The organism is Ruegeria sp. BH8, from assembly GCF_056538065.1.
On sequence record NZ_JBQFSP010000001.1, the window covers coordinates 1270042 to 1291329 of the forward strand.

Genomic DNA, 21288 nt, shown 5'->3' on the forward strand with positions numbered 1-21288 from the left:
TCAAACCTCGATCGTTTTCGGTCGGCGGCGTTCGAACCACATGACAACCATCAGGCGCGTCACGAAGATCGCGGTGAAGACCGATGTCAGGATACCCAGGCCCAGAGTGATCGCGAACCCGCGCACAGGACCACTGCCCATGGCAAACAGGATAACGGCGGTGATGAAGGTGGTTATGTTGGCGTCCAGAATGGCCGACAACGCCTTTTCATAGCCCAGATCGATGGCGCGGGCGGGACCTCTGGCGGATTTCAGTTCTTCGCGGATGCGCTCAAAGATCAGCACGTTGGCATCCACTGCCATACCGACCGTCAGAACGATCCCCGCAATCCCCGGCAGAGTCAGGGTTGCGCCGATCAGGGACAGCAAGCCGAACAACAGGCCCACGTTGATGATCAGCGCGATATTGGCGAAGACACCGAACAGGCCATAGCTGAGCGCCATGAATACCAGCACCGCGATAAAGGCCACGATTGTGGCAACTTTACCTGCGTCGATACTGTCCTGCCCCAGTTCGGGGCCGATGGTGCGTTCTTCCAGGAATTCTAGCCCTGCAGGCAAAGCACCGGCACGCAGCAGGACGGCCAGATTGGTGCTTTCCTCAACGGTGAAGTTACCGGTGATGATGCCCGACCCGCCCGGGATATGGCTTTGGATCACGGGGGCCGAGATCACTTCGTCATCCAGCACGATGGCAAAGGGTGCGCCGATGTTGTCACGGGTATAATCCCCGAACTTGCGCGCACCGGATGTGTTGAACCGGAAGTTGACCGCAGGGCGGCCGTTCTGATCGAAGGACGGCTGGGCGTCGACCAGTTCCTCTCCTGTCACGACCGGAGCGGATTCGATGTTGTAATAAACTTCGTTTTCGTCAATCGACGGCACGATTTTTTCACCGACGCCTGCGACGGCATCCGGATCGGTTCCGCGCCCGACAACCGGATTAAACGTCAACTGTGCTGTTGTTCCGATGATTTCCTTAAGTTCGCCCGCACTGCCGATACCCGGCACCTGAATCAGGATTCGATCCGTCCCCTGGCGCTGGATTGTGGGCTCTCGCGTACCGACTTCGTCGATCCGGCGGCGGATGATTTCCAGCGCCTGACGCACCGTGCGATCATCCGAGGCCAGTTTTTCTGCCTCGGACAGTTGAACAACAATCGTGTCGCCATCCGCACGGGCTTCGATATCTGTGGCACCTACACCTGTCAGTGTCTGCACCTGCCGGGCCAGACCGCGAACAACCTCCAACGCCTGTGGCATTCCTTCGGGCTGGCTGATGCGCACGCGAATCTCATCCGCGGCCGAGTCCTGACGGCGGATGGTTCCCACCGTGGCACGTTCATCGCGCAGCGCGTCGCGGATTTCCGGCCACATCGCCTCCATCCGGGATTCGTAGACGTCCTGCACCTGAACTTCAGCCAGCAGATGCGCACCGCCGCGCAGGTCGAGGCCAAGATTGACCAGGGATGACGGCAGCCAGTTCGGCCATTGCGCGGCTTCAGCCTGTATCTGCGGCGTGTCATTGCCCAGCTCGATCGCAGCCTTGGCGTCGTTGGATTGCTCGACCCGCGTGTAAAACGCGTTTGGCAGGGCCATGAGCAGACCGGTCACGCAGACCAGCCAGATCAGAACCCGCTTCCAGGTATCAAATTGCAGCATTACCCTGCCTTTTCAAGGAATTGTCGCGCGAAGTTACTTCGCCGGCTCGGTCTTGTTAAGAACCTGGGCGATGGTCGATTTGACCACGCGAATCTTGACGCCCTCGGCGATTTCGACCTCGATCTCGTTATCGCCTTCCTTGACCTTCGATACCTTGCCGATCACGCCGCCTTGCGTGATCACCTGATCACCCCGACGCACGGCATCAACCATGGCCTGATGTTCCTTCATCTTCTTTTGCTGCGGACGGATCAGCAGGAAATACATGATCGCGAAGATCAGGATCAGCGGGAGAAACTGGGCGATTGCGCCACCATCCATGGGACATTCCTTTGTTCTAGTCTTGCGGCACAGTTCCGCAAATTTGGGCGGAACCTATGCTTTGAAATGTCGGTTTGCAAGCAAAGGCGGTCATGTAACCCACTTGAATACAGGCATGTCCCGGCAACTACGGGCAAAGCGTTGCAGATATGTCCTAGGAACATAACCGAAACCGGGTATAGTTTATCTGAAGGGGGACACATGACACGGCCACTCAAGCCTTTCCTTTCGTTGCTTTATTTACTGACTGCCCTGTCGGTGAGCGTGTGGCTGTCTGGTGCGGCCTTGTCGCAGGAAGCACCCGCTGAATCGCCCCTGTCCGAGACTTCGGAATCGGACACGTTCATGGCCCCGGTCATCGTGGACGGGGACGTTCTGTTTCAGGTGCGAGGATCAAGCGCTCTGCCTGCTCCGGAGCGCGCCGAGGACGTACAGAACAAGATCATTGCGGTTGCGGAAGCGTCGGAAGCACCTTTGGTCGAGATCACATATGAAGAGACCGAATTTGGCATCTGGATTCTGGCCGATGGCCAAAGAATCTCGATCGTTACTAAAGCTGACTCTGAACTGGATCAGATGGAACTAAGTGTTCTGAGCGTTTTGCATGGCAATGCGATCAAACAATCCATTGAGGCGTATCGAGCCAACCGAACCGATCAGGCGCGCGTTTCCGGTGCTATCGAAGCGGCTGCCTGGACGTTGGGATTTGCCCTGTTTGTTGTCACAATCCTGTGGCTGCACCGTCGGATCAGGCGTCGCACATTGAAGCTGGTAAAACGCTACTTAAAGGATGTCGAAACGGCGACAGCCAAAAGCGTTCAGGCCGAAGCAATCGCGGCCCTTATCCGCTATGGTCTGAACTTCGTGCTGCTGATCATCTTCTTTCTCGGTTTCTACTATTACCTGTCCTTTGTTCTTTTGGCTTTTGCGGAAACCAGATATTTCGCACAGCTTCTGCTAACCTATCTGACCGAGCCGGTGCTGCTTATCTTCCGGGGCATCCTCAGCTATATCCCCAATCTGATTATGCTGGGCCTGATCACATGGGTCACGCTGTATATCATCAAAGGTCTGCGCGTGTTCTTTGATGCGGTCGAAGCCGGTTCGTTCGAAATGGGTGATTTCGAAAAACACTGGGTCAACCCGACGTTCAACATTGCCCGTGTCGTCGTTATTCTGATCGCGCTGGTTTTTGCGGTTCCCTATATTCCGGGCTCAGACTCGGCCGCGTTCCAGGGGTTAACCCTTCTGGTCGGCGCCATGCTGTCTTTGGGCGCGAATTCAGTCGTGTCCAACATGCTGGCCGGGCTGTTTGTGATTTACCGCAGGTCTACCTCAATCGGCGACCGTATCCAAATCGGAGACCATATCGGCGATGTCGTTCAGATCAAACTGATGGAGACCCATCTTAAGTCGATCAAGAACGAACTGATTTCAATCCCCAATGCACAGTTGATGAATTCAGATGTCGTGAACTTTTCGAAGAAAACTGATGGTAACGGGCTGTTGCTGCACACGACCGTTGGCATCGGCTACGAAGAACCCCCTGAAAAGGTTGAGGCGATGCTGATTGAGGCCGCCAACCGCACCAAAGGTATCAAGGCCAATCCTGAACCTTTTGTGCTGTGGACGGCGTTGGCCGACTACGCGATCAACTATCAGATCAACGGCTATACCACCCGCGGCAGCATCATTCCCAAAATCCGTTCGGACCTGCATCGAAACATTGTTGCGGTATTTAACGAAAACAATGTGCAGATCATGACGCCTTCTTATGTGGCTGACCCGCCTGAGCCTAAAATACCGGCCGGGGCATGGGAGGGCCATCTGGCGCATGAAACCCACGAAGACGCTGATAAGACGTAACCGGTGCTACACCCTGCCCCGCAGATGGTGCATAAGCGGGTTCAGTGATTCACGCATTCAAGGATCTGAGACATGCACGACATCCGCGCCATTCGCGAAAACCCTGCCGCTTTCGACGCCGCCTTAGCGCGCCGTGGGGACGCGCCGGTGTCGTCAGATCTGCTGAGGCTGGACGAAAGCCGGCGTGCCAAGATTCTGGCTGCCGAAACCGCACAGGCCGAACAAAACAAGGCCAGCAAGGAAGTCGGTGCAGCCAAAGGGCGCGGCGACGAGGCTGAATTCGAACGCCTGCGCGCGCTGGTCGCCGAGAAAAAGGCCGAAGTCGCCCGGATGCAGACCGAGGCCAAGGATCTGGATGCCTTGCTAACCGATCAACTGGCCCGCATCGCCAACCTGCCCGCCGATGACGTACCGCAAGGCGCGGACGAAAACGACAATGTCGAAGCCAACCGCTGGGGCACCCCGCGCGATTTCAGCTTTGCACCGAAAGAGCACTACGACATTCCCGCCGTCGCAGCCGCAATGGATTTCGAAACCGCCGCTAAAACCAGCGGCAGCCGGTTTGTGAACCTGTCCAAGGGGGTTGCCCGGCTCCACCGTGCGCTGGCCCAGTTCATGTTGGACACACATATCGACAAGAACGGGCTGACAGAAATGCAGACACCGGTTCTGGTTCGGGATGAGGCGATGTATGGCACTGATAAACTGCCTAAATTCGGTGACGACAGCTATCAGACGACCAATGGCTGGTGGCTGATCCCGACCTCCGAGGTCACGCTGACCTATTCAGTGGCCGGTGACATTCTTGAAGAGTCTGCCCTGCCCATCCGTATGACCGCCCATACCGTCTGTTTCAGGTCCGAGGCAGGAAGCGCGGGCAAGGACACTGCAGGAATGCTGCGCCAGCACCAGTTCGAAAAGGTCGAGATGGTCTCGATCACCCATCCCGACGCGTCAGATGACGAACAAAAGCGCATGTTGCGCTGCGCCGAGGATCTGCTGGAACAGCTGGGTATCCCCTATCGCACTGTTGTTTTGTGCACCGGTGATATGGGCTTTGGCGCGCGCCGCACCTATGACATCGAAGCGTGGCTGCCCGGACAGGACACCTATCGCGAGATCAGCTCGGTCTCGACCACAGGTGCGTTTCAGGCGCGTCGGATGAATGCCCGTTTCCGGCCTGAAAGTGGTGGCAAACCCGAATTTGTTCATACTCTGAACGGTTCCGGTCTGGCTGTCGGGCGTTGTCTGATCGCAGTTCTGGAGAATGGGCAGAATGAAGACGGCACTGTTTCGCTGCCCGAGGTACTTGGCCCCTATCTGGGCGGCAAGCTGACCCTGCAACTTGACGGTACTTTGGCCTGACACACAAAACCGGCACCGTCAGGCACCGGTTAGGACATCAACTGAAGGCGAAGAGGTTTTACTTCTTCGCTTTTTTCTTGTCCTTCTTCTTTCCGCCTATCTTGCCGTCTTTCTTTTTTCCGTCCTTTTTTGACTTTTTGTCCTTTTTGGACTTGGCTTTCACCTTGTCTTTGGCCTTGGAAAAGGCGGCTTCCATCTCTTTGCGCTTCTTCGCGGCTTTTTCGGCCTTAGCCTTGGCTTTGGCCTTTTTCTTTTCAGCAGCCTCGGCTTTTTCGGCGGCTGCTTTTTCTTCTGCCGCCTTGCGTGCGGCTTCCTCGACCCGTTTCTCGGCTGCGGCTGCGGCGATTGTTTTGCGGGGTGCGGCTTTGCGTGCGGTCGGTCTGCGCGTCGCGGGCGTCCGGGCCGCAGTTCGGCGTGTTGCCGGTTTCGCAGCAGGCGGTTTTGCAGCAACGGCATCTTTGGCAGATGCAATCAAAACCAGCGCGCGCGCCTCACCGATCCGAGGGACCTTGACCAAATCAGCAGGAGTGGCCTTGGCTATCGCCTCGGCCGTCTTGAAGCCATTGGCAACAAGGGCCTGGCCAAGTGCCTCTCCTACACCTTTTATGTCGGTCACTGCGGTCATTATAGGTCCTCTCTCTGTCTCGTTACCGACTCGTATATACAAAAGATACACGAGCCCGCAAGCTGTGTGGTGGTCGCCTCTGTTCTGCCAGCTTAGTTATGAGCAAGACCAGCGGTTCGGTTGTCTCTCGGAAAGGGTACGAGGCGCTTGGCATTTTCGTCCCATAGCTTCAGGTTCAATGCTGCCACGGCCTCGGGAAATTTGATCCGGCGGGGGGTATATTCCGGCGGCAGGTTATAGTGGCAGGCACGCAGGCGATATGATGGGATACGCGCGTTGAAATGGTGGATGTCATGCAACGTGATGCAAGCCACAGCCATATCGAACCACCATCCGAAATCCAGCGCGGATGACCCCTCAAGCGCTGCTGTCTGAGGGTTCAAATCGGGGCGGCGATCCCAATAGGTGTCTTCGAAATTGTGCTGAAGATAAACGAGGAAGACGCCCAGCATTCCACCCAAAAAGGAAAACACCAGCCAGACCCAAATGCCCGTCATACCCGCGATCAGATACAACAATCCAAGAAAAACAACGATCGACAGGTTGTGCAACACCACACCTTTGGCGCCAAAACGCGCCGTATTCTTGGGCCAGCGGTATCGGATGAAATAGGTGAACAACGCGCCGGCCGGAACCAGGATGAACGGATTGCGATACAGCCGGTAAAACAAACGTGTTTTCCAATCAGCTGCATTCCACTCTCGCAGGGTCATCGTGTGAATTTCACCTGTCTCGCGGTGCTCAAGATTTCCGATGCCCGCATGGTGCAAATTGTGGTTCTGTTTCATCACCTCGAACGGGGCGAAAGTGAAGGGAGACAGGCCATGCCCTGCCCATTCGTTTTGCATACGTGTCTCGAACAGAGAGTGGTGCCCGCAATCATGTTGCAGCACATAAAGCCGTACTGCGGCAAAGGCGAACACGATCCCGGCGGGTATCATGATGTACCATCGATCAACAAATGTGATCGCAACGGTCAGCGACGCGAAATACACCGCAAATGTGCCAAAATAACTTGCCGCGGCCAATCTGTTGTCCTGCACCGCGTAATGTCTTGTATATTCCCTCAAATCCATCCAGCCGTCTCCTTACGATGGCCGTTCAGTTTTCTGTTCAAATCTAGGTGCGGCTAGTCCGCGTGCAAGCAGTGCGTGCCCAAACAAATGCACACGCATGAATGCTAGCGTGGTGAACAGAAACTGTCACGCCCCCGTGAGGTAAGATGCTGAAAATTGGCGCAGTTACGCGCGGCCTTTGAGATGCTTGGCCAAGGCGCCCGCATTCTTCTTGCGCCTCCCCTTATATGGGTTCTTGTCACCCTGCCCGCGCAGCGTCAGACGGATTGGGGTGCCAGGCATGTCAAAGTCCTGACGCAGCCCGTTGACCAGATAGCGGGTATAGCTTTCGGGCATCTTATCGGGATGAGAACACATCACAACAAAACCCGGCGGCCGCGTTTTCGCCTGGGTCATATAGCGCAGCTTGATGCGGCGGCCCTGCGGGGCCGGCGGCGGGTGTTGTTCCAGCATGGCAGTCAGCCACCGGTTCAACGCCGCGGTTGGCACACGGCGGTTCCAGACATCATGGGCGCGCAGGATGGCGGCGCGCAATCTCTCAAGCCCGCGGCCCGTTTTCGCCGAGACGGTAACCAGAGGGGCACCGCGCAGCTGCGGCAGCAAGCGATCAAAGGCTTCTTTCAGCTCCCGCAGCTTTTCCTGCTTGTTTTCCTCGACGTCCCACTTGTTTACAGCAACAACAACAGCCCGGCCTTCACGTTCGGCCAAGTCGGCAATTCTCAGGTCCTGTTGTTCAAACGGAATGGCCGCGTCCAGCAGTACGACGACAACCTCGGCGAACTTCACCGCGCGCAGACCGTCTGACACCGAAAGCTTTTCAAGCTTTTCCTGTACCTTTGCTTTCTTGCGCATTCCCGCCGTGTCAAAGATCCGCATCGGAGTGCTTTCTCCGTCCGGGTCGGCCCAATCGATCCGCAGGCTGATAGCGTCACGGGTAATCCCGGCCTCGGGCCCCGTCAACAGGCGGTCTTCGCCGATGATCTTGTTGATCAGCGTGGACTTGCCCGCATTCGGACGGCCGACCACGGCCACCTGCAACGGCTTGGCAGCGGTGATCAGGGGCATTTCGCCCTCACCGTCTTCATCCAGCTCAATATCTGTTTCCGGGGCTTCTTCGACCTGTTTTTCCTCGGCTGCATCCGCCAATGGCATCAGCTGAGCATAAAGGTCGGTCATCCCCTCGCCATGTTCACCCGACATGCGCACCGGTTCACCCAAACCCAGATTGTATGCCTCGAGCACCCCGGCATCCGCTGCGCTGCCTTCAGCCTTGTTGGCCGCAAGGATCACGTGCTTGGACCGCTTGCGCAGGATTTCTGCAAACATCTCATCCGTGGGCGTCAGCCCGACCCGCGCGTCGATCATGAACAGGCAGACATCGGCCATGTCCACGGCGCGCTCGGTCAGGCGGCGCATCCGGCCCTGCAAACTGTCATCTGTCGCGTCTTCAAGCCCGGCCGTGTCGATTACGGTAAAGCGCAGATCGCCCAGACGCCCTTCGCCCTCGCGCAAGTCACGCGTCACACCAGGCTGGTCGTCGACCAGGGCCAGACGTTTGCCCACGAGGCGGTTGAACAATGTGGATTTGCCCACATTCGGGCGCCCCACGATGGCGAGGGTCAGCGACATGATACTCTACTTTCAAGACTCAAGTTGCGCCCTTTAACGCATCTTGCCGTCAACGGAAAGCGTGTAGATCACCTTTGGTCGAAACAACATACAGCGTCTGCCCGGCCACAACGGGGGATGCTGTCGCGCCTCCGGGAACTTCAGCCTGATGTACCAGTGTTCCGTCAACTGGATTGAAGAACCGCAGATACCCGTCGTTGGATGCAACGACAATACGACCCCCGGCCAGAATTGGGCCGTAGTGCGCGAAGATCGGTCCCCGGCGGCCACGCTTGTCCTTGACAAAGCCCGGCAGGTCCTGCGCCCATATGACAGACCCGTCCGCCGCGTTCAGACGCACCAGCTGGCTGCGATCACTGATCAGGAAAATGCTGTTGCCCGCAGGCCAGACAGTATCGACCGCACCTTCATCCGCCGTCCACTGGCGCTCACCGGAAGCGGCATCAAATGCGACGGTCCGACCCGAGTGATTGCCGATGTAGATACTGTTGCCAACAACCATCGGACCGCCGGTCACATCGACGATTTGTGCCGCAGCGCGCCCGCGACGCCCCCCCGCCACAGACGCGTTCCATCGACGGATACCGCCGCGGCGGAACGTGGCGGCTACGTCGCCCGAGCCAAAGGCAAATACGGCCAGATCAGACGCTATTGCAGGCGCAGGCGCACCCAGAACATTCCCGACGCTTGGTGTGCCTTCGAATTGCCAGGCTATGCGTCCGTCCTTGGTGTTTACGGCCCAGCCGGTTTCGTCTCCGGCCACAACGTATAACAGCCCGTCGTTCACCAACGGTGCGCCGCTGCCAGTCGCTTCCAAGCGTTTTTGCCAGCGCACAGAACCCGATTTGGCGTCCAGCGCAGTCAGCCGACCGAACCCTGACGACACATAAAGGACGCCGTCGGCATAAGCCAAGCCACCACCTGTTGCATCCGAGTCGCCATCACTTGGCGGGATCAGGTCGGTCTCCCATGCCAACTGCCCCTGCGGTGTGACCGCTGAAACGGTCGCCCCCGAATCCAGTGTAAAAATCAATCCTCCCGCAACCACCGGCTCGGCGGTAATGCGCTGCTTGCGCGAATCACCCTGCCCGATCGAAACAGACCAGATCCGCTGTGGCGTCGCGCGCAAGGCGGCATGCGTGGTCCGGTACGCGGGCGTTCCCGGACTTTGGGACCAGCTGGCGTTGACCTGTTGCCCCGGCAGGCTGATCGGTTGCGAGCCGCGCTTTTCGACCGTTTCAAGATCTGAAACAGGGCGAATATCCTCGCGTTCACCCGGCAGAATGGCTTCGGGCGGTTCACAGGCCGCCAATGCGGTCAGGGCCAGCGCCGCAAAAGGCATTCCCGTGCGGGAAAAAAATCTTTTTACCATGATACTCCGAACTCGCCTGTCGTTAAGTCTTTTGTCCCGCCTGGTCAGCCTTGCTGCGCCACCAATGGTTCAGGTTCCCCACCCAAAGCAATAATCATTTGCGCGGCGCGCTGTTGCAGGTCGATACCCACCTCGGCATCCTGCCGCAGCGCCTGCAACCGGTCCAGCGCAGCATCGACATTGCCGTCGGCCACGTCAATCAGGGCCAACTGTTCTTCCGCCAGCAGCCGCAGAGGAGCTCCGGGGGATGCCAACGCCTCGAACTGTTGCCGTCGATCGGCGGCAGGCAAGGTGTCACCCTGCAAAAGCAGCGATTTGAAGCTTGCTATCGCGCGGTAAATCTCGGGCAGGTCGCCCTGAACGGCCACCGCGTTCAGGCTGATGACCGCGTCCTCCCGGGATCCGGATTCGACCTGTGACGCGGACAGCAACATATCCAGCACTGCTTTCCCGCCCGGTGACATCGCCTCTGCCTGCGCAAGACCAGCAGCCCTTGCAGCCGGGTCATTTTCGGACAACGCAGCAAGAATGGTGTCACCCAATTGCTGAGCTTGCGCCGTGTCCCGCGCCTTGCGGTATTCATTGAAAGCGGCACCGCCTACGATCAACACGACGGCGACGACACCCACCCAGCCCCAGCGGCGCAGCAACAGATAGATCCGGTCGCGGCGCACCTCTTCGGTGACCTCATCAATGAAACTGTCAATATCGCTCATCCAAGCCCCCGGGCTGTCTATCTTGTATAAGTGCGCCATGTCATACCCCGGCACCAACGCCAAGCCAAGGGTCCGATTTTGCACATTTTGACCGCTTTGCTTCCCTCTTGCGAAAAAATGCAAACCGAACTATTCAGTTCAGTATGGAAAAGATGCCGAACAGACCCCATTTCATGGCGTGACAGCCCAAGTATTAATGGCGCAGATTCTTAGGAGAAACACTGTATGCGTTTGATTTCATTCATCAACGCCCTTCTCGTGATTGTTGCACTGTATTTTCTGGTGTTTGAACGTGACACCTTGTTCGCCTTTGCCGGACGCGGTGATGCCGTGGAAGCAACACAAGACGAAGCAGCGGAAACCGATAACTCCGATATCTCTGCAGTGGGTGTTGTCGCCCTGCGCTCGCAAGCGCGTGAAATTGACAGCGCCGTGCTGCTGCGCGGTCAGACCAAGGCAAACCGGCAGGTCGAAGTACTTTCGGAAACCACGTCCACCGTTATCTCTGAACCTAAACGTAAAGGTGCGTTTGTTGAGGCGGGCGATATATTATGCGAGCTTGATCCCGGCACGCGCCCGGCACAACTGGCCGAAGCCATGGCGGGCAAACTGGAAGCCCAGAGCCGCATACCCGAAGCCGAAGCACGCCTGACAGAGGCACATGCGCTTGTTGCCGAGGCCGAGATCAATCTGACAGCCTCGCGCAAACTGGCTGAAACCGGCTATGCGTCGGAAACCCGTCGCATCTCCAGCGAAGCGGTGATGAGCTCAGCGGAAGCCGGTGTGAAAACAGCCGAAGCCGGACTGGAAGCCACGCGTGCAGGCATCGAAGCAGCCGCGGCAGCAGTCGAGGCCGCACAGCGAGAGGTTGGCCGCCTGACCATCAAAGCCCCCTTCAAGGGCTTGCTGGAAAGCGACACTGCAGAACTGGGAAGCCTGATGCAGCCTGGATCACTTTGCGCGACTGTCATTCAACTGGACCCGATCAAGCTGGTCGGCTTCGTACCCGAGACCGAAGTCAATCGGGTGCTTGTTGGGTCCGAAGCATCGGCAACACTTGTGACCGGTCGGCAACTGGGCGGTCGGGTCACGTTCCTGAGCCGGTCCGCGGACGAGACAACACGTACATTCGAGGTGGAAATCACCGTTCCGAACCCCGACTTGACCATTCGCGACGGTCAGACGGCGACAATCAGCATCGCCGCCGAGGGCGCGAAAGCCCACCTGCTGCCGCAATCGGCGCTGACTCTTAGCAACGAAGGGCAATTGGGTGTGCGCACAGTTGGCGCAGGCAACGTTGTTGACTTCATGCCAGTCCGCATCCTGCGCGACACCGCCGAAGGTGTCTGGATCGACGGTCTTCCGGAAACGGTTGATATCATCGTGGTCGGGCAGGAATTCGTGATCCGCGGTGTTACCGTTGCACCAACTTATCGGGAAGCCTCGCAATGACGGGTATCGTCGCATGGGCCGCAGGCAGGGCCCGAATGGTTATGGCGTTCATCGCCATTTCACTGGTCGTAGGCGGCTTAGCCTATGTCTCGCTTCCGAAAGAGGGTGAACCGGATATCGAAATCCCTGCCCTTTTCGTTTCGGTGCAGTTTCCCGGAATTTCAGCAGAAGACTCGGAAAACCTTTTGGTCAAGCCGATGGAGACCGAGCTGGCGGATCTCGACGGGCTCAAGGAAATGACGTCGACTGCGGCCGAAGGCTATGCCGGGGTCGCGCTGGAGTTTGAATTCGGCTGGGACAAGACCTCGATCATGGCGGACGTGCGCGATGCCATGAACACGGCCCAGGCTGATTTCCCTGAAGGTGCGGAACAATACTCGCTGACGGAAATCAACTTTTCCGAATTCCCGATCGTCATCGTCAACCTGACCGGAGCTGTTCCGGAACGCACAATGGCCCGTGTCGCCAAGGATTTGCAGGACGAGCTTGAGGCGCTGGATTCCGTTCTCGAAGCGGGTATCGCGGGCAATCGTGACGAGTTGCTTGAGGTCATCATCGACCCCCTGCGGCTTGAGGCGTACAACGTGACCGCGGCCGAGTTGATCAATGTCGTGCGAAACAACAACCAGTTGATCGCAGCGGGCGAAGTCGAAACCGCACAGGGTACATTCTCGGTCAAGATCCCATCGTCATTCAAAACGGCGCAGGATGTCTATGCCTTGCCGGTCAAGGTCAATGGCGACCGGGTTGTAACGCTGGGTGAGCTTGCACAGATCAACTACACTTTTGAAGATCGCGAAGGTACCGCCCGTTTCAACGGCGAAGCGACCGTCGCGCTGCAGGTTGTCAAACGCAAGGGATATAACCTGATCGACACCGTAACGCAGGTGAAGGAAACCATTGCTGAGGCCAAGACAAAATGGCCGCCCGAGCTTCAGGCGGCGGTCGAGCTTGGGACGTCAAACGACCAGAGCCGCATTGTCGGTTCAATGGTCAGCCAGCTTGAAGGCTCGGTTCTGACTGCAATCGCCCTGGTGATGATCGTGGTTCTGGCATCTTTGGGTACGAGGGCCGCGCTTTTGGTCGGTTTTGCGATCCCGACCTCGTTCCTTCTGTGTTTCGCGTTTCTTGCGGTCATGGGCATCAGTATCTCGAACATCGTTATGTTCGGCCTCATCCTGGCCGTGGGGATGCTGGTCGACGGTGCCATCGTGGTGGTGGAATACGCAGACAAACGCATCAAGGAAGGTGTCGGCCCGATGCATGCCTATGTCGAGGCGGCCCAACGTATGTTCTGGCCCATCGTATCCTCGACCGCGACGACGCTATGTGCCTTTCTGCCCATGCTGTTCTGGCCCGGTATACCGGGCGAATTCATGGGGATGCTGCCGGTCACGCTGATCTTTGTTCTGTCGGCTTCGCTGATTGTGGCGCTGATCTACCTGCCGGTCATGGGAGGCGTTTCGGGGCGTCTGAGCCGTGTTTTCGACCGGTCTTCGAACTGGCTCCGGGCGCGTACCCGGTGGTGGGTTCGGGCAGTGATGGTACCCCCGTCGCTCTACATGATTTTCCTGGGTGCGATGCAAGTTCTGAACCCTGACTATCTGCTGCCCGGAGGAGTGGTCGCTGGTGCCCTGCTGTTCCTGTTCGGGGCCTTTGCCGGGTCTGTAACGCTGAGCGCAGCCAAGTTCGAGCGGGCGGAAGAAAACCACGTTCACACGGCGGACGAACACACACCTTTCGGACATGTGATCGGGTTCCTTGTCGGCAACCCGATCATGCCGATCGTGTCGCTGGCGGCAGTTTTCTCTGCCGTGTATTTCGTGACCTTCGTCTGGTTCCCGCAGGAATCCCGAGGTGTCGAATTCTTCGTTGAAAGCGAACCGGAACAGGCAACTGCTTATGTCCGCGCCCGTGGCAACCTGTCACTGGCCGAAAAAGACGAAATGGTGCTGCAGGCCGAACAGATCATTGGATCTCATCCGGCAGTAATCAACGTCTTTTCCTTTGCAGGCGAAGGCGGTCTGAACCAGAACACCGGCGGCGCGCAGGCACCGGCCGATACGGTGGGGCGCGTCCAGTTCGAAATCATCCCATGGGAAGATCGCCCGAACGTTTCGGAATCCGCTTTGTGGGGATTGTTTGAGCGCCACTTTGTGGCACCCGAATATGATGGCGATTACGTAATCGACGATCTTAACGACAAACTTGCGACAATACCCGGTATCGTTGTTGAAATCCTGGCATTGGAACAGGGCCCGGCCTCGGCCAAGCCCGTTCACCTGCGCATCAAGGGGGATGGTTGGGACGAGCTTACATCGGCCACCGTCACCGCGCGCCAGGTCTTTGACGAAACGCCGGGGCTGATCAAAACCGAAGACACCCTGCCCTTGCCGGGCATCGACTGGCAGATCGACGTCGACGTGGCCAAGGCCGGCCGGTTCGGTGCTGATGTGGCCACCGTCGGTGCCATGGTGCAGTTGGTAACACGCGGCATCCTGCTGGGTGAGATGCGCCCCGACAGCACGGATGAAGAGATCGAGATCCGTGTCCGATTGCCGGAACAGGATCGCGTGCTGTCGACATTGGACACGCTCAAGGTCCGCACGCCGGACGGGTTGGTTCCGCTGTCGAACTTCGTGACCCGGGAACCCGTGGCCAAACTGGCCCAGATCAACCGTGTCGACCAGCAACGTTATTATGACGTCAAGGCGGATGTCGAACCGGGGCTGAGCAAGGTTGTGACCAAAGGGCCGGACGGGAAAGAAGAACGTCTGGCTGTAATGCGTGAAGTGACCGACGGTTATACTCCTACCGGCACCGTGCTGGACGGCGACGGTGGAAAGTCCTACGAACTGGTTCAATTGACCGGTGCAGAGAGTATTGACCAACTGCGTAGCACGATTGACGCAGGAGACGCGCAGTTCGCCCTGATCAACCCGAATGAGCGGATCGCAGTTCTGACCGAATGGTTGGAAACCAGCCCCTTTGCCAACTCGATCAGCTGGCAATGGACCGGTGATCAGGAAGAGCAGGAAGAATCCGGCGCATTTCTGGTGAACGCCTTCATGGGCGCATTGGGGCTGATGTTCGTGATCCTGCTCGCCCAGTTCAACTCGTTCTATAATTCGGTATTGGTGCTGTTGGCGGTTGTTCTTTCGACCACCGGGGTTCTGATCGGCATGATCGTGATGGAGCAACCCTTCTCGATCATCATGACCGGCACCGGCATCGTTGCGCTGGCGGGAATTGTGGTGAACAACAACATTGTTCTGATCGATACCTATCAGGAATACAGCGCCTATATGCCAAGGATCGATGCAATCGTCCGCACTGCGGAATCCCGCATCCGCCCGGTTCTGCTGACTACGTTGACGACTATGGCCGGTCTGACCCCGATGATGTTTGGGCTTTCGCTGGACTTTATCAATGGCGGCTATTCCATCGACAGTCCCACCGCCCTGTGGTGGAAACAGCTGGCCACAGCGGTTGTCTTCGGTCTTGGCATCGCCACTGTTCTTACACTGATCGTGACGCCGTCACTTCTGGCCCTGCGTGTCTGGGTGACAACTTACGCTGTCTGGCTCAGCCGCGGGCTTGCCCGTGTGACTGCGGGGCGGTCCAGTCAGATCGCGCAGGACATGGCTATTGGTCGCTCGGCCCGCAAACTACAGGCGACCGAGATTGTGTGGGACGAACCGTCACAATCCGAAGTCCGGTCACGAGACGAGCCTATAGATCAGGTTCCGGGATCGCCGCTAAAAGCCGCAGAATAAGAATGAAAGGACCGGGTTTCCCGGTCCTTTTCGTTTTCGGTCGTCACAATCTGGACCATGTCTGGTGCGCGCAAATCGCGTGTTCACAGCCTTTGACCATGAGGCTGTTTCCCTGCAACGTCATCTGTGGAACAGCGTCAACGTCGATCAGGGGAACCCAGAACTCACCCCCGCCGTATTTTCCACCGCCTTCGCTGGACACATCCCAGAACAGCTTTTTCCCAATATTCGGCGTTTGAACTTCTTTGCCCGATGAATCAAAAGCCGAAAGTATCGTGCCGCAGAACTTGTCCGCGCAGGCGGATATCTGGATATGCGAGATCAGGTTCTTTCGATCAGGCTCGGTTTTCCAAACGCCCTCGATCGGGTCAGCCGCGACCATAGCCGGAAGAAGAACCGCAACAGCGACAGGTACTATTCGTCTTGCTAATCCATTGATCATGGCGTTCCCCTTCATGCACGGCGCATCCTAGCACATTCCGCGGGCAAGATGAGCCCCTCAGGCGGCCTCACTGTCCGACTGCTGGCGGTTCCACAGTTGAGCATATCGCCCAGACCGTGCCAACAGCTCGTCATGTGTGCCCTGTTCGATGATCTCACCGGCCTCAAGAACAACAATCCGATCAGCCTCGGCAATGGTGCTGAGGCGATGGGCAATCGTGATCACGGTCCGCCCTTCCCCTGCGCGCGCCAGCGCATCCTTGATGTCCTGTTCCGTGTCGGTATCCAGGGCCGAGGTCGCCTCGTCCAGCAACAGGATCGGAGGGTTCTTCAGCAATGTCCGCGCTATGCCAACCCTTTGCTTTTCGCCGCCGGACAGTTTCAGACCGCGCTCACCCACCATGGTGTCGTACCCGTCGGGCAGCGAAGTGATAAAGTCATGAATCTGGGCGGCGCGGGCTGCGGCCTCGACATCCTCAGGGGTGGCATCGTCGCGCCCATACGCAATGTTGTAGCGAATAGTGTCATTAAACAGCACTGTATCCTGTGGCACAACGCCGATCGCTGCATGCAGGCTGGTCTGGGTCACATTCCGCACATCCTGCCCGTCGATCTTCAGCGCGCCTTTGGTCACGTCGTAAAACCGGAACAACAGCCGCCCGATGGTCGACTTGCCAGACCCAGTCGCCCCGACGATTGCGACCGTCTGTCCGGCCGGAACCATCAAGGAAACACCCTTGAGGATTTCCCTTTCGGGGTCATACCCAAAATGCACATCTTCAAGTGTGACCTCACCACCTTTGACAACAAGCTCGGGTGCATCAGGCTGATCGGTGACTTCGGCGGGTTGTTCGAGCAGATCAAACATCTGCCCCATATCAACCAGCGATTGCCGGATCTCACGATAGACCGTCCCCAGAAAGTTCAGCGGTACGGTGATCTGGATCATATAAGCGTTGACCATGACAAAATCGCCCACGGTCAGGTTTCCATTTTGAACGCCAATTGCGGCCAGAACCATAACTCCGATCAGACCGCAGGTAATCAGGAAGGATTGGCCGAAGTTCAAAAACGCCAGCGAATAGGCGGTTTTCAGCGCCGCCCCGGCATAGGCTTTCATCGACACGTCGTAACGTGCAGCTTCGCGGGCTTCCGCGTTGAAATACTTGACCGTTTCGAAGTTCAGCAAACTGTCAATGGCGCGCTGATTGGCTTCGGTGTCCTGATCGTTCATCTCACGCCGCAGCTTTACCCGCCATTCGGTCACCGCGAAGGTGAACCAGATGTAAAGGCCGATTGTGACGGCGACGACCACCAGATACCAGACGTCGAACAACCACATCAGGATGATCGCTACCAACAACAGCTCAAGGATCAGCGGCCCGATCGAAAACAGTAGGAAGCGCAGCAGGAATTCAACGCCTTTGACGCCCCTCTCGATGATACGGCTCAACCCGCCGGTGCGGCGCGAGACGTGATAACGCATGGAAAGGTTATGGATATGTCTGAACGTCTCCAGCGCCAGCGCCCGCAAGGCCCGCTGTCCAACAGGGGCAAAGGCGGCGTCCCGCAATTGCTGGAACCCAACTGTCATCATGCGCGCCACGCCGTAGGCAACCGTCACGCCCACTGCGCCCAGCGCCAGCGGCGGCACGCCTTCGCCTGCCAACGAGTCAACGGCGCCTTTGTAAAGGATCGGGGTATAGACCGCGATCAGTTTGGCAAGAACCAGCATCGCCATTGCGATAACCACGCGGCGCTTTACCCAAACCTCGTCCTGCGGCCAGAGGTAGGGCGCGACCTTGCGGATTGTGCGCCAGCCTGAACTGCGCTCGCCGCTCTGCACCCCGTCACTCGAGGCCATCGGAGATGTTCGTCTCATCACGTACCTTGTCTGCGGTCAGAGAAAGGCTCTGGCCCGCAAAGGGCCAGCGCGTTGATTATTCCGGTATCGTAAAGATTTGCCCCGGATAGATCAGATCCGGGTCGCGGATCAAGTCGCGGTTGGCTTCGAACAGGCGCACATACAGGATGCCATCGCCAAAGCGGTCACGCGAGATCGCCCACAGCGTGTCGCCCCGCTGCACAGTGACCGACCGAATTGCCGGGGCATTGTCCTGCGCGGCTGTTCCGTCACCGCCACCTGATGCTGCTTCCAAAACTTCCACAGGTTCGCGTTTGAACGGGGTTTCGACCCGGCTGAGGACCTTCCCGTCCGTGTTCACCGCGTCAACACGCAACGTGTAAACACCGGGGTCGATACCGTCCAGATCACTCCGCCAGGATCCATCCTGTTCCGGAGCAAGGTCGGCAACCAGACGATTGTCCAGATACACCCTGATGGCCGCCCCGTCCTGTACTCGCCCGGTCAACTGGACGTCACCGGTTTCGGAATACCCGATTGTATCCAGCGCGACCTGTTCCGGCGGGGTATCCCGAACCACGGGCGGTTGCACGAGTTCAACGCCTTCTTCGCCCGACCGCAGTACCGCGATCTGCTGACCCGTTTCAGATGTCTCTGCCGACTGGTCGGCAACCTGCGCTTCGCTGGCTTCTGGCGCGGTCGCCACAGGGTCTGATGTTTCGGTTTCAGCTGGGGTTTCGGTCTCTGGATCGACAACCGCCGAGGCTATCTGTTCTTCAGCTTCGGTTGTTTCGCCCTGATCGGCAGCATCAGTTTGCTGCGCAACCGGCTCTTCCTCGACCGGCTTCGGCAGAGCGGCGATCAGATAGTCGTCAGACCGGGTTGTTTGCCCGCCGCTTTTGCTGTGCAGGATTAGCCCCTGCGCGGCATCGCTGAAGGGGATCGAGACGAACTCGGCGAACTGCCCGCTGCTGTCCACCGTGAATGTGTGCACGGTTTCACCGTTCAACAGAACCTCAATCTGACTGCCCGGTTCGGCGTCACCTGACAAAAGCGCCGTTCCGTCTGCTTCAACAAAAATCTGATCCAAAACCGGGGGGGCCGTGGGTGCCTGTACATTCTCTTCCGATTGGGCCGTTGTGGTATCTGTGTCTGAAACAACATCTGTTGCCGCAGCCGTGTCTTCGGCGGGATCAGCGGTTGGTACCTCATCCGGTGTCACGGCGGCCTGCTCAGCTGGTTCTGTTGTGGTAGTTTCCGCAGGCGCTTCGGCCGCTTGTTCCTGCGGTTGCGTAGCTGCAACAGACACGGGTTCCTGCGGTGCACCCGCCTCAGGCTCTGGCGCTTTGGTGAAAGCGCCGGACAGATACAAACCCCCAACACCCAGCACGGCAACCAGACCCGCAATCACACCCCAGACAAAATTGCCCGAGCTTCCGTTTCCCGATTTGGCGTCCATTGTTTTCCTTTCACCCCGCCGTACAAAAGCTTTGTCTTCAAAAGCCTTCCAGCGGACAGTTGAGCCAATCTATCAATCCCGCTATCAGGGGTCAAAACCTCTGACACAACCCCGGAGCGTCTCTTTCATGTCTCAGAAATCCGTCTGTGTGTATTGCGGGTCACGCAATGGGGCCGAGAAAGCTTATTCTGAAACCGCACGACAGTTTGGCAGCCTGCTTGCACAGGAAGGCTGGCGGCTGGTTTACGGTGCCGGAGATGTCGGGCTGATGGGCGAAGTCGCCCGGGCCGCGCAACAAGCCGGTGGCGAGACCTTTGGTGTCATTCCGGTGCATCTGGTCAAACGAGAGGTCGGCAAGACCGACCTGACCCATTTCGTGATCACCGAAACCATGCACGAGCGGAAAAAGGTCATGATCATGAATGCTGACGCCGTCGTTGTTCTGCCCGGCGGGCCGGGATCACTGGACGAGCTTTTTGAAGCGCTGACCTGGCGGCAGCTGGGCCTGCACGACAAACCCATCGTCATCGTCAATGTGAACGGCTATTGGGATGCGTTGAAAACCCTGTTGCATCAGGTGATCGGGCAAGGCTTTGCAGATCGATCACTGGGTGACTTTGTCATTTGGGCTGAAGATGCAGAAACAGCAATGACGGCCCTGCGCGATAAGCTGCGGTAAACCCGGCAGGTCGCGAAAGTGTCTGACCGAACGCAGCTGTGCATCGTTGCCGCACATATGCGGGCAAGACATTGGGCTGGTCGATTTGGTGAAGCCTCAGGTCTTTAGGCAGACAGTTCGATAACCGTGATCTCGGGGGTTACACCAAATCGAACCGGAAGGATGGAACATCCAATGCCGCCGGACACAACCAGATCACGCCCGCCTTCGCGCACATGCCCATAGGCATATCTGTTGCCGTATTTAGAGGGCACGATCGGCGACCAGCCAAACAGGCGGATCTGACCGCCATGCGTATGACCGGATAGCGTCAAAGCCACCCTGTCGGGCACTTGAGGGAAAATGTCGGGCTCATGCGCCATCATCACAACCGGGGCATCATCGGTGATTTGCGCCAGTGTCCCCGACAGATCATCCAGCCCCTGCGGTTTACCGTTGCGCCAGATCGCAAGCTGATCTTCAAGACCCGCCAACCAGAAACCAAGAGCTTCTAGCTTGATGGCGGTATTCGACAAAACCGTAATTCCGCTCTGCTCCAGCGCATCGGCATATTGGTTGGGGCCAGCACCACGGCGCTGCGCCTGCCGGTCATCCCACCAGTCGTGATTGCCAAGTACAGCAAAGACGCCGTTCTTGGCCTCAAGGTTGGCAAGAACCGGTGCCAGATCTTTCATTTCGACAGGACGCAAAACGCCTTTGTGGCTTGCGAAGAAATCACCCAGCAGCAGGATCATATCCGGCGCAAGCGCATTCGTACGCCGTACCACCTGTTTTATTCGGTCCAGCCCGACCAAAGGTTCGCCCAGATGCAAATCTGCCAGTACGGCAATCCTGAGCGGCGGCGCAGTCCAATCCTCCCGCCGGACGCGCCATTTTCGCACGCGCAGCCGCAGGGCGGGTTCGATGAAAAACCCGTAGACTGATGTGATTAGGCCTGCCAGCGTCACCGCCAGCAGGCCCTTGATAAACCGGCGTCGGTTCAATG

16 protein-coding genes are annotated in these 21288 nt (G+C 57.8%); 5 read left to right on the plus strand and 11 right to left on the minus strand.

What is annotated here, in order from left to right; translation table 11 throughout:
* Positions 1–1662, minus strand: coding sequence for a protein translocase subunit SecD (gene secD, locus ACR0AD_RS06315; RefSeq protein WP_480485244.1), 1662 nt, complete (start codon positions 1660–1662; stop codon positions 1–3).
* Between the two features lie 33 nt (positions 1663–1695).
* A complete protein-coding gene (yajC, locus tag ACR0AD_RS06320) occupies positions 1696–1983 on the minus strand; it encodes a preprotein translocase subunit YajC (RefSeq protein WP_209503494.1) in 288 nt (95 codons plus the stop codon).
* Between the two features lie 201 nt (positions 1984–2184).
* Between yajC and ACR0AD_RS06325 the strand changes: the two genes are divergently transcribed.
* Positions 2185–3849, plus strand: coding sequence for a mechanosensitive ion channel family protein (locus ACR0AD_RS06325; protein ID WP_480485242.1), 1665 nt, complete (start codon positions 2185–2187; stop codon positions 3847–3849).
* A 72-nt stretch (positions 3850–3921) separates the two neighbouring features.
* A complete protein-coding gene (gene serS, locus ACR0AD_RS06330) occupies positions 3922–5214 on the plus strand; it encodes a serine--tRNA ligase (RefSeq protein ID WP_480480328.1) in 1293 nt (430 codons plus the stop codon).
* Between the two features lie 58 nt (positions 5215–5272).
* Here the strand turns inward: serS and ACR0AD_RS06335 are convergent, their stop codons facing one another.
* The 5 genes from ACR0AD_RS06335 to ACR0AD_RS06355 form a co-directional block, all read right to left on the minus strand.
* Positions 5273–5839, minus strand: coding sequence for a helix-hairpin-helix domain-containing protein (locus tag ACR0AD_RS06335; protein WP_480480326.1), 567 nt, complete (start codon positions 5837–5839; stop codon positions 5273–5275).
* A 92-nt stretch (positions 5840–5931) separates the two neighbouring features.
* A complete protein-coding gene (locus ACR0AD_RS06340) occupies positions 5932–6915 on the minus strand; it encodes a fatty acid desaturase (protein ID WP_480480324.1) in 984 nt (327 codons plus the stop codon).
* Positions 6916–7080: 165 nt separating this feature from the next.
* Positions 7081–8544 (minus strand): ribosome biogenesis GTPase Der, encoded by a 1464-nt coding sequence (der, locus tag ACR0AD_RS06345; protein ID WP_480480322.1) that lies wholly within the window; start codon positions 8542–8544, stop codon positions 7081–7083.
* Positions 8545–8593: 49 nt separating this feature from the next.
* Positions 8594–9916 (minus strand): PQQ-like beta-propeller repeat protein, encoded by a 1323-nt coding sequence (locus ACR0AD_RS06350; protein WP_480485240.1) that lies wholly within the window; start codon positions 9914–9916, stop codon positions 8594–8596.
* A gap of 44 nt (positions 9917–9960) precedes the next feature.
* On the minus strand, positions 9961–10632 hold the full coding sequence (locus tag ACR0AD_RS06355) for a hypothetical protein (protein WP_480485238.1): 672 nt from the start codon (positions 10630–10632) through the stop codon (positions 9961–9963).
* Between the two features lie 225 nt (positions 10633–10857).
* On the opposite strand from ACR0AD_RS06355, the gene ACR0AD_RS06360 reads away from it, so the two are divergent.
* Together ACR0AD_RS06360 and ACR0AD_RS06365 are read left to right on the plus strand one after the other, a co-directional pair.
* On the plus strand, positions 10858–12084 hold the full coding sequence (locus ACR0AD_RS06360) for an efflux RND transporter periplasmic adaptor subunit (protein WP_480480316.1): 1227 nt from the start codon (positions 10858–10860) through the stop codon (positions 12082–12084).
* Positions 12081–15860, plus strand: coding sequence for an efflux RND transporter permease subunit (locus ACR0AD_RS06365; protein WP_480485237.1), 3780 nt, complete (start codon positions 12081–12083; stop codon positions 15858–15860). The genes ACR0AD_RS06360 and ACR0AD_RS06365 overlap by 4 nt, the downstream gene beginning before the upstream one ends.
* 43 nt (positions 15861–15903) lie before the next feature.
* On the opposite strand, the gene ACR0AD_RS06370 is transcribed toward ACR0AD_RS06365, so the two are convergent.
* The 3 genes from ACR0AD_RS06370 to ACR0AD_RS06380 are packed head-to-tail and all read right to left on the minus strand — an operon-like array spanning position 15904 to position 19624.
* Positions 15904–16302, minus strand: coding sequence for a DUF2147 domain-containing protein (locus ACR0AD_RS06370; protein ID WP_480485235.1), 399 nt, complete (start codon positions 16300–16302; stop codon positions 15904–15906).
* A gap of 57 nt (positions 16303–16359) precedes the next feature.
* The gene (locus ACR0AD_RS06375) at positions 16360–18183 is read right to left on the minus strand and encodes an ABCB family ABC transporter ATP-binding protein/permease (protein ID WP_480485233.1); all 1824 of its coding nucleotides are present in this window, start codon (positions 18181–18183) and stop codon (positions 16360–16362) included.
* A gap of 58 nt (positions 18184–18241) precedes the next feature.
* Entirely contained in the window at positions 18242–19624 is a 1383-nt protein-coding gene (locus ACR0AD_RS06380; protein ID WP_480485231.1) for a LysM peptidoglycan-binding domain-containing protein, read from the minus strand.
* Between the two features lie 127 nt (positions 19625–19751).
* Here ACR0AD_RS06380 and ACR0AD_RS06385 point away from each other — a divergent pair, with 127 nt between their 5' ends.
* Positions 19752–20303 (plus strand): LOG family protein, encoded by a 552-nt coding sequence (locus ACR0AD_RS06385; protein ID WP_267366848.1) that lies wholly within the window; start codon positions 19752–19754, stop codon positions 20301–20303.
* A 104-nt stretch (positions 20304–20407) separates the two neighbouring features.
* On the opposite strand, the gene ACR0AD_RS06390 is transcribed toward ACR0AD_RS06385, so the two are convergent.
* On the minus strand, positions 20408–21286 hold the full coding sequence (locus tag ACR0AD_RS06390) for a metallophosphoesterase (protein WP_480485229.1): 879 nt from the start codon (positions 21284–21286) through the stop codon (positions 20408–20410).
* Positions 21287–21288 lie beyond the last annotated feature (2 nt).

Bases quoted from the DNA above. Each gene is read 5' to 3' on its own strand.
- ACR0AD_RS06350 (WP_480485240.1), bottom strand. From the start codon at position 9,916: ATGGTAAAAAGATTTTTTTCCCGCACGGGAATGCCTTTTGCGGCGCTG.
- ACR0AD_RS06355 (WP_480485238.1), bottom strand. From the start codon at position 10,632: ATGAGCGATATTGACAGTTTCATTGATGAGGTCACCGAAGAGGTGCGC.
- ACR0AD_RS06340 (WP_480480324.1), bottom strand. From the start codon at position 6,915: ATGGATTTGAGGGAATATACAAGACATTACGCGGTGCAGGACAACAGA.
- ACR0AD_RS06385 (WP_267366848.1), top strand. From the start codon at position 19,752: ATGTCTCAGAAATCCGTCTGTGTGTATTGCGGGTCACGCAATGGGGCC.
- der (WP_480480322.1), bottom strand. From the start codon at position 8,544: ATGTCGCTGACCCTCGCCATCGTGGGGCGCCCGAATGTGGGCAAATCC.
- ACR0AD_RS06380 (WP_480485231.1), bottom strand. From the start codon at position 19,624: ATGGACGCCAAATCGGGAAACGGAAGCTCGGGCAATTTTGTCTGGGGT.
- ACR0AD_RS06335 (WP_480480326.1), bottom strand. From the start codon at position 5,839: ATGACCGCAGTGACCGACATAAAAGGTGTAGGAGAGGCACTTGGCCAG.
- yajC (WP_209503494.1), bottom strand. From the start codon at position 1,983: ATGGATGGTGGCGCAATCGCCCAGTTTCTCCCGCTGATCCTGATCTTC.
- ACR0AD_RS06375 (WP_480485233.1), bottom strand. From the start codon at position 18,183: ATGAGACGAACATCTCCGATGGCCTCGAGTGACGGGGTGCAGAGCGGC.
- ACR0AD_RS06360 (WP_480480316.1), top strand. From the start codon at position 10,858: ATGCGTTTGATTTCATTCATCAACGCCCTTCTCGTGATTGTTGCACTG.
- secD (WP_480485244.1), bottom strand. From the start codon at position 1,662: ATGCTGCAATTTGATACCTGGAAGCGGGTTCTGATCTGGCTGGTCTGC.
- ACR0AD_RS06370 (WP_480485235.1), bottom strand. From the start codon at position 16,302: ATGATCAATGGATTAGCAAGACGAATAGTACCTGTCGCTGTTGCGGTT.
- ACR0AD_RS06325 (WP_480485242.1), top strand. From the start codon at position 2,185: ATGACACGGCCACTCAAGCCTTTCCTTTCGTTGCTTTATTTACTGACT.
- serS (WP_480480328.1), top strand. From the start codon at position 3,922: ATGCACGACATCCGCGCCATTCGCGAAAACCCTGCCGCTTTCGACGCC.
- ACR0AD_RS06365 (WP_480485237.1), top strand. From the start codon at position 12,081: ATGACGGGTATCGTCGCATGGGCCGCAGGCAGGGCCCGAATGGTTATG.